The 12,909-nt window shown below is 73.1% G+C and carries 11 protein-coding genes; 6 read left to right on the plus strand and 5 right to left on the minus strand.

Features of this window, described 5'->3' with window-relative positions:
* The first annotated feature begins 7 nt into the window (after nt 1-7).
* The 4 genes from Sdi02f_RS19345 (at nt 8) to Sdi02f_RS19360 (ending at nt 6,030) form a co-directional block, all read left to right on the plus strand.
* Nucleotides 8-1,393, plus strand: a complete 1,386-nt coding sequence (locus tag Sdi02f_RS19345; RefSeq protein WP_031087867.1) for a bifunctional glycosyltransferase family 2/GtrA family protein — start codon at nt 8-10, stop codon at nt 1,391-1,393.
* On the plus strand, nt 1,390-3,597 hold the full coding sequence (locus Sdi02f_RS19350) for a glycosyltransferase family 39 protein (RefSeq protein WP_108933727.1): 2,208 nt from the start codon (nt 1,390-1,392) through the stop codon (nt 3,595-3,597). The genes Sdi02f_RS19345 and Sdi02f_RS19350 overlap by 4 nt, the downstream gene beginning before the upstream one ends.
* 58 nt (nt 3,598-3,655) lie before the next feature.
* On the plus strand, nt 3,656-5,173 hold the full coding sequence (locus tag Sdi02f_RS19355; protein ID WP_108933728.1) for an MFS transporter: 1,518 nt from the start codon (nt 3,656-3,658) through the stop codon (nt 5,171-5,173).
* A gap of 98 nt (nt 5,174-5,271) precedes the next feature.
* Entirely contained in the window at nt 5,272-6,030 is a 759-nt protein-coding gene (locus tag Sdi02f_RS19360; RefSeq protein ID WP_030403178.1) for a TetR/AcrR family transcriptional regulator, read from the plus strand.
* A 56-nt stretch (nt 6,031-6,086) separates the two neighbouring features.
* On the opposite strand, the gene Sdi02f_RS19365 is transcribed toward Sdi02f_RS19360, so the two are convergent.
* On the minus strand, nt 6,087-6,557 hold the full coding sequence (locus Sdi02f_RS19365; RefSeq protein ID WP_030403179.1) for a PPOX class F420-dependent oxidoreductase: 471 nt from the start codon (nt 6,555-6,557) through the stop codon (nt 6,087-6,089).
* Between the two features lie 9 nt (nt 6,558-6,566).
* Entirely contained in the window at nt 6,567-6,923 is a 357-nt protein-coding gene (locus Sdi02f_RS19370) for an STAS domain-containing protein (RefSeq protein WP_324288794.1), read from the minus strand.
* A 309-nt stretch (nt 6,924-7,232) separates the two neighbouring features.
* Here Sdi02f_RS19370 and Sdi02f_RS19375 point away from each other — a divergent pair, with 309 nt between their 5' ends.
* A complete protein-coding gene (locus Sdi02f_RS19375; protein ID WP_037825215.1) occupies nt 7,233-7,991 on the plus strand; it encodes an ANTAR domain-containing protein in 759 nt (252 codons plus the stop codon).
* 18 nt (nt 7,992-8,009) lie between these two features.
* Complete coding sequence (locus Sdi02f_RS19380) at nt 8,010-8,729, plus strand: GAF and ANTAR domain-containing protein (RefSeq protein WP_030403182.1); 720 nt, start codon at nt 8,010-8,012, stop codon at nt 8,727-8,729.
* Here Sdi02f_RS19380 and Sdi02f_RS19385 read toward each other — a convergent pair.
* The 3 genes from Sdi02f_RS19385 to Sdi02f_RS19395 form a co-directional block, all read right to left on the minus strand.
* The gene (locus Sdi02f_RS19385) at nt 8,712-9,533 is read right to left on the minus strand and encodes a YceI family protein (protein ID WP_030403183.1); all 822 of its coding nucleotides are present in this window, start codon (nt 9,531-9,533) and stop codon (nt 8,712-8,714) included. The two genes, Sdi02f_RS19380 and Sdi02f_RS19385, sit on opposite strands and share 18 nt — an antisense overlap.
* Before the next feature lie 108 nt (nt 9,534-9,641).
* Entirely contained in the window at nt 9,642-12,146 is a 2,505-nt protein-coding gene (locus Sdi02f_RS19390) for an MFS transporter (protein WP_031185096.1), read from the minus strand.
* Nucleotides 12,147-12,227: 81 nt separating this feature from the next.
* A complete protein-coding gene (locus tag Sdi02f_RS19395; protein WP_030403185.1) occupies nt 12,228-12,731 on the minus strand; it encodes a MarR family winged helix-turn-helix transcriptional regulator in 504 nt (167 codons plus the stop codon).
* Nucleotides 12,732-12,909 lie beyond the last annotated feature (178 nt).

Genomic DNA, 12,909 nt, shown 5'->3' on the forward strand with positions numbered 1-12,909 from the left:
CGGCTCCATGCGAACCGACTCTTCTCCCGGCTCCCTGCCGGCGCGGGAGCACCTCCCGGCCGCAGGAGCCGGTACGCCTGTCCTGGACGTAGTGATCCCCGTCTACAACGAGGAGAAGGACCTCGGACCGTGCGTGCGCCGACTGCACGAGCACCTCGCCCGGACGTTCCCCTACGCCTTCCGCATCACGGTCGCCGACAACGCCTCCACGGACGGCACCCCGCGCGTCGCGGCCGGCCTGGCGGCGGACCTCGCGGCGGTCAGGTCCGTCCGGCTGGAGCAGAAGGGGCGCGGCCGGGCGCTCGGGACCGTCTGGTCGGCCTCGGAGGCCCCGGTCCTCGCCTACATGGACGTCGACCTCTCCACCGACCTGAACGCGCTGCTGCCGCTGGTGGCGCCGCTGATCTCCGGCCACTCCGACCTCGCGATCGGCTCCCGGCTCGCCCGCAGCTCGCGGGTGGTGCGCGGCGCCAAGCGGGAGTTCATCTCCCGCACCTACAACCTCATCCTGCGCGGCTCCCTCCAGGCCCGCTTCTCCGACGCCCAGTGCGGCTTCAAGGCGATCCGCCGGGACGTGGCCCAGGTGCTGCTGCCGCTGGTGGAGGACACCGGCTGGTTCTTCGACACGGAGATGCTGGTGCTCGCCGAACGCGCCGGGTGCCGCATCCACGAGGTGCCGGTCGATTGGGTCGACGACCCGGACTCCACCGTGCACATCGTGCGGACGGCGACCGACGACCTCAAGGGCGTGTGGCGGGTCGGCAGGGCCCTGGCCACCGGTTCGCTGCCGCTGGACCGGCTGGCCCGCCCCTTCGGCGACGACCCGCGCGACCGCGACCTGTCCGGCGTGCCGCAGGGACTGGCCCGGCAGCTCGTCGGCTTCTGCGTCGTCGGCGCCCTGTCCACCCTCTTCTACCTCCTCCTCTACAGCGGCTTCCGCCACTTCGCCGGCTCCCAGCTCGCCAACGCGCTCGCCCTGCTGGTCTCCGCGGTCGCCAACACCGCCGCCAACCGGCGGCTGACCTTCGGGGTGCGGGGCCGGGGCGGTGCGGTGCGGCACCAGGCGCAGGGGCTGGTCGTCTTCGGCATCGGCCTCGCGCTGACCAGCGGTTCGCTGGCCGCCCTGAGCGCGGCGACGGCCGACCCGGACCACTCCACCGAGCTTGCGGTGCTGATCGCCGCCAACCTCGCGGCCACCGTGCTGCGCTTCCTGCTCTTCCGCGCCTGGGTCTTCCCGGACGCCGAGCCCCCGGCCCCCGCGCCGGACCACCGCCTTCCGGAACCGCGGCTGCCGGTATCCGGCCCCGTGGACCCGTACCGGACCCGGAGCGACGCCACCGTGCGGCTCCAGCCGGTGCGCCCCGCCGACACCGACCCGAGGGACGTCCGATGACGACGCACTACGACCCGGCCGTGCACACCCCCGCCGAGGAGGAAGGGGGCCCGCCGGCCGGGGCGCCGCCCGCCCGTCACCGGCCCCGGCCGTCCCGCCCCGCCCGGCCGTGGCGCGGGCGCCCCGAGGACCCGCGCTGGGTGCGCCCCGCCTTCCTCGTCCTCCTGCTGGCCACCGCCCTGCTCTACCTGTACAACCTCAGTGCCTCCGGCTGGGCCAACTCCTTCTACTCGGCGGCCGTGCAGGCGGGCAGCCAGTCCTGGAAGGCGTTCTTCTTCGGCTCCCTCGACGCCGGCAACGCCATCACCGTCGACAAGCCTCCGGCCGCGCTGTGGCCGATGGCCCTGGCGGTGCGGGTCTTCGGCCTCTCCTCCTGGTCGATTCTCGTCCCCGAGGTGCTGATGGGGGTGGGCACGGTCGCCGTCGTGTACGCGGCCGTGCGGCGCCGGTTCAGCCCCGCGGCCGGCCTGATCGCGGGCGGGGTGCTCGCGCTCACGCCCGTCGCCGCGCTGATGTTCCGCTTCAACAACCCGGACGCGCTCCTGGCCCTGCTGATGTCCCTCGCCTGCTACCTCGTCGTACGGGCGCTGGAGGACGGCCGGACCAAGTGGCTGGTGTGGGCGGGCGTCGCGATCGGCTTCGCGTTCCTGGCGAAGACCCTCCAGGCCTTCCTGATCCTGCCCGCGCTCGGCCTCGTGTACGGCGTCTGCGCGCCGGTGCGGCTGAAGAAGCGCCTCGGGCAGCTCGCGCTGGCGACCGCCGCGATCGTCGTCTCCGGCGGCTGGTGGGTCGCGGTCGTGGAGCTGTGGCCGGCGTCGTCGCGGCCCTACGTCGGCGGCTCGCAGAACAACAGCTTCCTGGAGCTGACCTTCGGCTACAACGGCCTCGGCCGGCTGAGCGGCGACGAGACCGGCAGCGTCGGCGGCGGCGGTGGCCCCGGCGGCGGGGGCGGCGGGCAGTGGGGCGAGACCGGCTGGGACCGGATGTTCAACTCCGAGATCGGCGGCCAGATCTCCTGGCTGCTCCCGGCCGCCCTGATCCTGCTCGTCGCGGGCCTCGTCGCCACGCGCCGCGCCGGCCGCACCGACACCGCGCGCGCGTCCTTCCTGGTCTGGGGCGGCTCCCTGCTGATGACCACGGCCGTCTTCAGCTACATGGCCGGCATCTTCCACCAGTACTACACGGTCGCCCTCGCGCCGTACCTGGCGGCGGTCGTCGGCATGGGCGCGGCGACGCTGTGGGAGCGGCGCGAGCGGATCTGGGCGTCGCTCGCGCTGGCCGCCGCCGTCGCGGCGAGCGCCGCCTGGGGGTACGTCCTGCTCCACCGCACGCCCGACTACCTGCCCTGGCTGAGGGTGCCGGTCCTGGTCGGCGGCCTGGTCGCCGCGCTCGGGCTCGTCTTCGCCGGCCGGCTGGGACGGCGGACCGCGCTCGCGGCCGCGGGCCTCGGCCTGGCGGCGTCGCTGGCGGCGCCCACCGCGTACACGCTGAGCACCGTGCGGGAGGGGCACAGCGGCTCCATCGTCACGGCCGGTCCGTCCGGCGCGAGCATGCGGGGCGGCGGTCCCGGAGGCGGCGGCCGGGGCGGCGGCCCCGGTGGCTTCCCGGGCGGCGGGACGGCGCCGGGCCAGGGGCAGGGGCAGAACCAGGGCGGCCCCGGCGGCGGGTTCCCCGGTGGCGGCACCGCTCCGGGGGGCGGCACCAACCAGAACGGCCAGGTGCCGAACGGCCAGGCGCCGAACGGTCAGGCGCCGAACGGTCAGGGGCCCAACGGCCAGAGCAACCAGAACGGCCAGAACGGCGGCCCCAACGGCGAAGGCGGCCGGACGGGCGCGGGCGGCGGCATGGGCGGCCTGCTCAACGGCGCCGAAGTCGGCTCCGAGGCGAAGAAGCTGCTGGAGACGGACGCCGACGCCTACACCTGGGTCGCCGCGGCGGTGGGTTCCCAGAACGCCGCGAGCTACCAGCTCGGCACCGGCGAGCCGGTGATGGCCGTCGGTGGCTTCAACGGCACGGACCCGTCGCCGACCCTGGCGCAGTTCAAGGAGTACGTGGCGGACGGCAGGATCCACTACTTCATCGCCGGCGGCATGGGCGGCGGCTCCGGCAGCTCCTCGCAGATCACCTCGTGGGTCGAGGCCACCTTCAAGGAGGTCACGGTCGGCTCGGCCACCTTCTACGACCTCACGTCCCCGACGGACTGACCGCTCGGCCGCATGATGTGTTGTACAGCGTACAGGGATCTCCTATACGCTGTACAACATGACGACCTCACCCCAGGAATCGGCCGGGGAACGGGAAACCGTCGCCCCGGTCCAGGGCCATCCGCAGCGCTGGCTGATCCTCGGTGTCATCAGCCTCGCCCAGCTCACGGTGGTCCTGGACAACACCGTGCTGAACGTGGCCATCCCCTCCCTCACCGACGAACTGGGCGCGGCCACCTCCGACATCCAGTGGATGATCAACGCCTACTCGCTCGTCCAGTCCGGCCTGCTGCTCACCGCGGGCAGCGCGGCCGACCGGTACGGCCGCAAGAAGATGCTGGCCGCCGGACTCGCCCTGTTCGGGCTCGGCTCGCTGGCGGCGGGACTCGCCGACAGCACCGGCCAGTTGATCGCGGCACGGGCCGGCATGGGCGTCGGCGGCGCCCTGCTGCTGACCACCACGCTCGCCGTGGTCATGCAGATCTTCGCGCCGGCCGAGCACGCCAGGGCGATCGGGATCTGGAGCGCGGTCAGCGCGCTCGGCTTCGCCTGCGGCCCGCTGATCGGCGGCTTCGTCCTCGACCACTTCTGGTGGGGGGCGATCTTCCTGATCAACCTGCCGGTGGTCGTCCTCGGCCTGGTCGCGGTCGTGACCCTGGTCCCGGAGTCGAAGAACCGGCAGGGCGACCGGCCCGACCTGCTCGGCGCCGTCCTCTCCACTATCGGCATGGCGGCACTGGTCTACGCGATCATCTCCGGCCCCGGACACGGCTGGACCTCGGGCCGGGTCCTGGCCACGGCCGCCGTCGCGGTGATGGTGCTCGCGCTCTTCGCCCTCTGGGAGAGCCGCGTGCCCTACCCGATGCTCGACCTCGGCTTCTTCCGCGACCAGCGCTTCACCGGCGCCGTGGCCGGACTGGTGCTGATCACCTTCGGCATGGGCGGCGCGCTGTTCCTGCTCACCCAGCACCTGCAGTTCGTGCTCGGGTACGGCCCGCTGGAGGCCGGGCTGCGGACCGCGCCGCTGGCCCTGACGGTGGTGCTGCTGAACTTCTCCGGCGTGGCGGCGGCGTGGCTCGCCCGGCTGGGCACGCCGGTCGCGGTGCTCCTGAGCATGGTGCTGATGTCGGCGGGCCTGGTGGCCATCGCCACGCTGACCGGGGCGGGCTACGCCGGCACGCTGCTGGGGCTGCTGCTGATCGGCGTGGGGTGCGCGCTGGGCAACCCGGCCATGGCCCACGCCCTGATGAGCGCCATCCCGCCGGCCAAGGCCGGGGTCGGCGCGGGCGTCAACGGCACGCTGGCCGAGTTCGGCAACGGACTGGGGGTGGCCGTCCTCGGGGCGGTGCTCAACTCCCGGTTCGCGGCGCTGGCGCCGGTCGCGGCGACGTCGTTGCCGGCGGCGCTGGCCGCGGCACGGGGGGAGGGGGAGCGGGCGCGGGTCCTCGACGCGTTCTCCTCCGGGGTGGAGAGCAGTCAGCTCGTGGGGGCGGGGGCCGTGCTGCTGGGCGGTGTGGTGGCGGCGGTGTTGTTGCGGCGGGCGGAGCGGGCAGACTCGGAGGTCGTGAGCGCCTGAGCGCTCGGGTCGCCCGGCGGAGCCGCACAATGATGCGGTCCCGCGTCCCTGCGGGGCGCCGCGCCGGGCGGCGTGCGACGGATCGAGGAGAGGTGCCCATGGCGAAGGCAGGGCGGCAGGGGCCCCGGGCCAGTGTCTGGCTGAACGGGGAGGGGCGCCGCAGCGGGCGGCGCGGGGGGCAGCCGTCCGGGCTCGACCGGGACCGGATCACCCGGGTCACCGTGCGGCTGCTGGACGCCGAGGGCCTGGCCGGGTTCTCCATGCGCCGCCTGGCCGCCGAGCTGAACGTCACCGCGATGTCCGTCTACTGGTACGTCGACACCAAGGACGAGCTGCTCGAACTCGCCCTGGACGCCGTCTTCGGCGAGCTGCGCCACCCCGACCCGGACGCCGGTCGGGACTGGCGGGCGGAGCTGCGCGCGCTGGCCCGGGAGAACCGGGCGCTGCTGGTGCGCCACCCCTGGTCGTCGCGGCTGGTCGGCACCTACCTCAACATCGGGCCGCACGCGCTGGCCTTCTCCCGGTCGGTGCAGAACGTCGTGCGCCGCAGCGGGCTGCCCGCCTACCGCCTGACCGGCGCCATCGCCGCCGTCTTCCAGTTCGTCTACGGCTACGGCACCATCGAGGGCCGCTTCCTCGCCCGGGTGGAGGACACCGGACTGAGCCCGGACGAATACTTCCGGGACTCCATGAACGCGGTGACCGAGGTGCCGGACAACGCGGGCGTCCTGCAGGACGCCCAGGAGATCATGGCGGCCCGGGGCGGCGACACCGTCGCGGAGATGCTGGACCGGGACTTCGAGTTCGCCCTCGACCTGCTCGTCGCGGGCATCGAGGCGATGGTCGAGCGGGGCTGACCCGCCGCGGCCCCCGCGCCCGGGTCGGGGGCGCCTCAGTCGTGGGCCGGGGGGCCTCAGTCGTCCGCCGCCAGCCGGGCCGGGAAGCCGCCCGTCGCCACCGGACCCCACCTCTGCGGCCGCACCCGGATGAGGGACTTGCCCTGCGCGACCATGGCCTGCCGGTACTCGTCCCAGTCGGGGTGCTCGCCGGAGATGGCGCGGAAGTACTCCACCAGCGGCTCCACGGAGTCCGGGGCGTCGATGACCTCCGCGGTGCCGTCGATCTGGACCCAGGGGCCGTTCCACTCGTCGCTGAGCACGACGAGGCTGACCCGCGGGTCACGGCGCGCGTTGCGGGTCTTGGCCCGTTCGGGGTAGGTCGAGACGACGATCCGGCCCGAGTCGTCGACCCCGCAGGTCAGCGGCGACCCCTGCGGGCTGCCGTCGGCCCGCCGGGTGAGCAGGATCGCCCGATGGCGGGGGCGTACGAAGTCCAGCAACTCGTCCAGGGAGACACGGGTGTTCGTCGCGATGTTCGGTGCCATGCCGTCAGCCTAGGCCGCGGTGCCGTCACCCGCCGCCCCGCGGTCCGGCCGCGCCGTCCCGCCCTCCGCGCACAGCGCCTCCGCGAGGCTGTCGTGGACCGGGACGTCGCGGCGCAGGCCGGAGAGTTCGAGGACGCGGCTCGCCACGCCCTTGGGGGCGGCCACCACGCGCACCTGGGTGCGGGCGGGCAGCCCGTGGCGTACGGCGGCGAGGAGGCGGACGCCCTGGGAGTCCATGAAGCGGGTCCCGGACAGGTCCAGGACGAGCAGGCGCAGCCCGTCGGAGCGCTGCTCCACGGCGGTCATGATCAGGGGCAGCAGCCCGGACGCGTTGCAGAAGTCGATCTCGCTGGGGAGCGCGAGCACGGCGCAGCCGGGTGGATCACACGGCTCGCACGGTTCGCAGGGCTGGGGGTGGAAGGACACAGCACTCACCTGACAGACGTCCGTCGGGCTTCCGGCCGGGCCGCTTCCTGACCCGTCCCCATTCCATCACGCGGCGCTGCGGCGCGAAAGGCGCGGGATGCCCCGGGGGCCCGCAGGGCAGCCCGCCCGCCCGGACCGTCGACCGAGCGTCACCGGCGCGCAACCAAGCAGCTAAAGTTGCTGTTCGTCCTGTGCTCGCAGTCGGGAATGTGCTGCGGAGCTCTCCTGCGCACGGCCGTGAGGCCGCGCATGCCGAAGAGGTTCGTGGTGGCTGCGTCCGAATTTACTGATTTGCCGCGTTTTCCGGTGGGCTTCGAGCTGGCCGACGCCCTGACGGCCGCGGCCCGGGACCTGCACGGGACGGACACTCCCGGCGACACCCTGAACACCGCCGTCGAACTGGCGGTACGCCTCCTGCCCGACGCCGAGCACGCGGGCATCTCGGAGATCCAGCGCGGCGGCCGGCTGCGCACCCTGGCCTGGACCGACGAGACCATACGGTTCGCCGCCGAGCCCCGGCAGGGCGGCCAGGGCGGCCACATCCCGCACCCCGACTGGGAGCGCCTGTGGACGACGCCCGTGGTGCGCACGGACGACAGCGAGGCCGACGGCGGCGGCAACGCCCTGTCCGGGCTCGGCCTGCGCTCGGCCCTGTCCCTGCGGCTGCGCGCCGACCGGCGCCGGCTGACCGTGCTGACGGCGTACGCCCGCAAGCCGCAGGCGTTCGACGAGGACGCCACCCGCATCGGGCGGCTGTTCACCGCGCACGTCTCCCTCGCCCTGGACTCGGCGACCGTGCGCGAGCAGCTCACCGAGGCGATGCGCACCCGGGACCTGATCGGCCAGGCCACCGGCATCCTGATGGAGCGTCTGGACATCGACGCGGCCGGTGCCTTCGAGTCGCTGGTGAAGGCCTCCCAGCGCGAGAACGTGAAACTCCGCGACCTGGCCCGACGCATCGTCGACGCCCCCTCCGCGCCCGGTGGCCGAGGTGTGACCGAGCGGTGACGGGACATCCGTACGGTCATGACCCCGCAGACCACGGACACGGACCCGAGTACGGAGACGCTCGACCAGGCCCTCGCGCGCGGCGGTGGCCTGGACACCCTGCTGCGCGACCTGACGGACCGGGCGGTCCAGCAGGTGCCCGGCGCCGGGGCCTGCTCGGTCACGGTGCGCCGCGCCGACCGGCTGATGACGCTGGCGGGCAGCACCGGTCTGCCCAGCGGCCTGGACCTGCGCCAGTACGAGAACGGTTCGGGGCCCTGCGTGGACGCCGCCGAGTCGGGCAGAGCCCAGTACTCGGCGGACCTGGCCGCCGAGACCCGCTGGCCCGCGTACACGCGGTACGCGCTGGCCACCGGGGTGCGCTGTGTGCTGGCGCTGCCGCTGGCCGTCGAGGGCGAGACGGGCGCCGCGCTCAATCTCTACGGCGTCGAGCCCGACTCCCTGGCCGGGGGGCTGGACGCGGCCCGCGCCTTCGCGGAGCGGACCGCGGACGCGGTGAACGAGGCCCTGCGCATCGAGCGGGAGCGGGCCTCGGCGGCCGACGTGCGCACCGCCCTGCTCTCCCGCAGCGTCATAGACCAGGCGGTCGGCATGCTCATGGCCCGGGAGCGCATCGACGCCCGCCGGGCCCTGGAGCGGCTGCGCCGGGTCTCACAGGACCGGAACGTCAAACTCCGGGACCTGTGCGCCCAGGTGGTGGCCCGGGCGTCCGGCGGTGCCTCACACGGCCGGAAGTGACTCCCCCTGGACCGCCTGGACGTCCAGCTCGACCCTGAGCGTGGTGCCGATGGCGGCGATGCCGGCCTGGACGACCTGGTTGTAGTTCATGGCGAAGTCCTCGCGGTGCAGTTCCGTCGTCGCACGGAAGGCCGCCCGGGTGCCGCCCCAGGGGTCGGCGCCGGTGCCGAGGTAGGCGAGGTCCAGGTCGACCTCGCGGACGACCCCGTGCAGGCCCAGTTCGCCGTGGACGGTCCAGCGGTCGGGCCCGGCCTCGCTCACGCCCGTGGAGCGGTAGGTGATCTCCGGGAACCGCTCCACGTCCAGGAAGTCGGCCGAGCGCAGGTGGGTGTCGCGCATGCCGTTGCCCGTGTCGATGGAGGCCGCCTTGATCACCGCCTCCACCCGGGACTTGGTCACGTCGTCCGGCGCGATCTCGACGGTGGCGGCGAAGTCGGTGAAGCGCCCGCGCACGCTGGAGATGCCCAGGTGCTGGGCGACGGCGGCGACGCTGGAGTGCGCCGGGTCGACCGTCCACGGTCCCGGCGGCGGAAGTTCGGTGCCGCCCTGGCGGGACAGCGTCACCGTGCCGACCTCGGCCCGGCCGCTCGCGGTGACGATCGCGCTGGAGGCGGCGGGCGCGTAGCCGACCGCGGTGACGATCACGGTGTACGCCCCCGGCGTCAGCGCGGTGGTGTCCCGCACGGCGCCCTCGGTGTCCGCCTCGGCGCGCAGCACCTGCACGCCGGTCATGTCGGTCACCGTGACGACCGCGTGCGACACGGCCCATCCGTCCCGCGTTCGGATCCTCGCGGTCAGTCCCATCCCGTTTTCTCCCTGCAAAGGCTCAGAAAGTGGTCGTAAAAGAAACCGGCCCGTGGGGGCGGGCGCACCTCCGCTCAGAGCGCGCACGCCACCACGGGCCGGGGCCTGCTACTCGCCGGGGTGGGCGAGCTCGATGTCGTGGCCGTCGGCACCGGGGCCGGCGACCGTCAGGGCGGTGGCCACCGGCGGGTAGCCGGTCGCGATGACCGTGTACTCGCCGGAGTCCAGGTCGGTGAAGGCGTACGCCCCGTCCGCCCCGGTGGTGGCCGTGCCGATCACGTTGCCCGCCGCGTCGACCAGGGTGACCCGGGCGTCCGCCAGCGGACCGTGCGGTGCCCGCACGACGCCCTGGATCTGGGCGCCGGCCTGGAGGTCGACCTCGACGCGGGTGACGCCGGTGCCGCCGACCTCGAGGGGCAGCGCGCGGGGCCGGTAGCCGGCCGCGTTGACCGCGACGGTCACCGTGCCCGGCACCAGCTCGGTGAAGGCGAACTCGCCCGCCTCGCCGGTGGTGGCGCTGGCCAGCAGGTCACCGCGCACGTCGGTCACGATCACCATGGCGTCCTTGACCGGCTGCCCGCTCTCCTCGGCCCTCACCAGACCGGTGAGCCCGCTGGTGCCGCTGAGCAGGATGTCGTAGGCGACCGGCTCGTCGTGGACGACGATGGTGGAGGCCTGCGGCTGGAACCCGTCGGCGGAGGCGATCAGCACGTACGACCCGGCGCTCGGCGCGTCGACGGCGTAGGAGCCGTCGGCCTGGGCGACGGACCGGCCGAGCTGGCGGCCGGCCAGGGAGATCAGCGTGACGGCGGCCTGCGGGACCGGCGCGGACTCGGCGCCGCGGACGAAGCCGCGGACCGCGATGCCGCCGGACACGGGTGCCTGCGGTTCACCGGAGCCGGCCGTCGTGGCGACGGCGGCGGGCCGCCGCGTGGCCGGAGCGGCCGCGGTGTCCGAGACGGCCGAGGCGTCCGGGGCCGCGGCGGGCGTGGCGGACACGGCCGCCATCGCACCGGCCGGGACCGGCGCGTCGGCGACGCGGACGGCCTCCGCGGGGGTGCCCGCCACCGGCGGGGCGGACTCGCCCGAGGACTCCGCCGCCTGGGCGAGGGCGCCCTTGGTGCGCAGCGGCACCTCCTTGATGAACAGCGTCACCAGGAAGCCGAGCAGCGCGATCGGCGCGACGTACAGGAAGATGTCGGCGATGCCGTGTCCGTAGGCGCTCTCCAGCCAGGTGCGGATGGGTGCGGGGAGCAGGTCCATGTCGGGGATCTGCCCCGAGCCCATGGCCTTGCCGGCCGCCATCTGCTCCTCGGGCTTGAGCTGCCCGATGGTGTCGGTGGCGTAGTGGCTGATCCGGCTCGACATGATGGAGCCGAGCACCGAGACGCCCACCGCGCCGCCGAGGGACCGGAAGAAGGTGACCGTGGAGGACGCGGCGCCCAGGTCGCTCGGCTCCACCTGGTTCTGCGTGCAGAGCACCAGGTTCTGCATCATCATGCCGACGCCGAGACCCATCAGCGCCATGAAGACGCCGATGTGCCAGTACGGGGTGTCGTAGCGCATGGTGCTGAGCAGGCCCAGGCCCGCGGTCAGCAGTACGCCGCCGGACAGCAGCCAGCGCTTCCACTTGCCGGTCTTGGTGATGATGATGCCGGAGACCGTGGACGAGACGAACAGACCGCCGATCATCGGGATCGTCATGACGCCCGACATGGTCGGGGACTTGTCCCGGGCCAGCTGGAAGTACTGGCTGAAGTAGACGGTGCCCGCGAACATCGCGATACCGACGAACAGCGAGGCCAGCGAGGCCAGGGTGATGGTGCGGTTGCGGAACAGGCGCAGCGGGATGATCGGCTCGCTGGCCTTCGACTCGACGAAGAGGAAGATCAGCGTCAGCACGACGGCGCCGCCGACCATGGCCCCGGTCTGCCAGGACATCCAGGAGTACTTGTCGTCGGCGAAGGTGACCCAGACGAGCAGCAGGCAGACGGCCGCGGTCACGAAGAAGGCACCGGCCCAGTCGACCTTGACCTTCCGCTTGATCACGGGCAGGTGCAGCGTCTTCTGCAGCACGATCAGCGCGATGATCGCGAAGGGCACGCCGACGTAGAGGCACCAGCGCCAGCCGAGCCAGCTGGTGTCGGTGATGACGCCGCCGAGCAGCGGGCCGCCGACGGTGGCGACGGCGAAGGTGGCGCCGAGGTAGCCGGAGTAGCGGCCGCGCTCACGCGGGGCGATCATCGCGGCCATGATGATCTGGGCCAGGGCGGACAGACCGCCGCCGCCGAGGCCCTGGATGGCGCGGGCGGTGATCAGCATCGCCGGGTTCTGCGCCAGACCGGCGATGACGGAACCTATGACGAAGACGACGAGGGCCGTCTGGACCAGTGCCTTCTTGCTGAACAGGTCCGCGAGCTTGCCCCACAGCGGGGTGGACGCGGTCATCGTCAGCAGCGAGGCGGTGACGACCCAGGTGTAGGCGCTCTGGCCGCCACCGAGGTCCCCGATGATCTCGGGCAGTGCGTTGGTGACGATGGTCGAGGACAGGATCGCGCAGAACATGCCGAGCAGCAGCCCGGACAATGCCTCCATGATCTGCCGGTGCGTCATCGGAGCGTCTCCGTCGGAGCCTCCCCCGTGCTTGGCATGAGCCCGCACACCGGCTGGTGTGGTCGTTGCCATGGACTTCCTTTACTTAATGGTGATCGCGGGTGTACGGGTGGACGTGTCGTCCCCGGACAGTGCGGGAGGCCGGGCCGCGGGGACCCGGCAGTCGTCGAAGCTGGCCCTGAGGCGGGCCATGAGCCGGGAGAGCTGACCGACCTCGTCGTCGGACCAGTCGCTCAGGCGGTGGGAGAGCAGTTGGGTGCTCCGCTCGGCGATCTCGTCGAGCTGTTCCTGCCCCGCGGGCGTCAGGCGCAGAATGCGCGAGCGCTTGTCGGCGGGGTCGGGGAAGCGCTCGATCCAGCCGCGCTCGGCGGCGTGGGCGACGTGCCGGCTGGTCACCGACATGTCCACCGCGAGCAGTTCCGCGAGCTTGCTCATGCGCATGTCCCCGTGCCGGCCGAGCAGGGTCAGTACGGCGACGGACCCGCCGGGGCAGTCGGACGGCAGCAGCCGTCCCATCTCCCGCTTCACGGCACCGAAGGCGCTGAACTGGCGGATCAGCTCCTCGTACTGCGCCTTTCCGGCCATGCGCACCTCCCGATTCGTTGCTTAGGGCAACCATAAGGTTCGTTAGTTGCTACAGGCAAACAAAACCGGGGGGTCTGGCATAAAAAGTTGGCAAAGACAAGTATTGCGAAAGTAAATGCGCAGGTGATAAGGGGTGGACCTGCCCAAGAGGGCTCGCGGGCCCCGCACTTGGGCCGCA

It is taken from the genome of Streptomyces ardesiacus, assembly GCF_003112575.1.
Lineage (GTDB): Bacteria > Actinomycetota > Actinomycetes > Streptomycetales > Streptomycetaceae > Streptomyces > Streptomyces ardesiacus.

Coding starts and splice junctions, on each gene's coding strand:
- Sdi02f_RS19345 (WP_031087867.1), top strand. CDS start 8: ATGCGAACCGACTCTTCTCCCGGCTCCCTGCCGGCGCGGGAGCACCTC.
- Sdi02f_RS19375 (WP_037825215.1), top strand. CDS start 7,233: ATGCCGAAGAGGTTCGTGGTGGCTGCGTCCGAATTTACTGATTTGCCG.
- Sdi02f_RS19365 (WP_030403179.1), bottom strand. CDS start 6,557: ATGGCACCGAACATCGCGACGAACACCCGTGTCTCCCTGGACGAGTTG.
- Sdi02f_RS19385 (WP_030403183.1), bottom strand. CDS start 9,533: ATGGGACTGACCGCGAGGATCCGAACGCGGGACGGATGGGCCGTGTCG.
- Sdi02f_RS19355 (WP_108933728.1), top strand. CDS start 3,656: ATGACGACCTCACCCCAGGAATCGGCCGGGGAACGGGAAACCGTCGCC.
- Sdi02f_RS19350 (WP_108933727.1), top strand. CDS start 1,390: ATGACGACGCACTACGACCCGGCCGTGCACACCCCCGCCGAGGAGGAA.
- Sdi02f_RS19395 (WP_030403185.1), bottom strand. CDS start 12,731: ATGGCCGGAAAGGCGCAGTACGAGGAGCTGATCCGCCAGTTCAGCGCC.
- Sdi02f_RS19380 (WP_030403182.1), top strand. CDS start 8,010: ATGACCCCGCAGACCACGGACACGGACCCGAGTACGGAGACGCTCGAC.
- Sdi02f_RS19390 (WP_031185096.1), bottom strand. CDS start 12,146: ATGACGCACCGGCAGATCATGGAGGCATTGTCCGGGCTGCTGCTCGGC.
- Sdi02f_RS19360 (WP_030403178.1), top strand. CDS start 5,272: ATGGCGAAGGCAGGGCGGCAGGGGCCCCGGGCCAGTGTCTGGCTGAAC.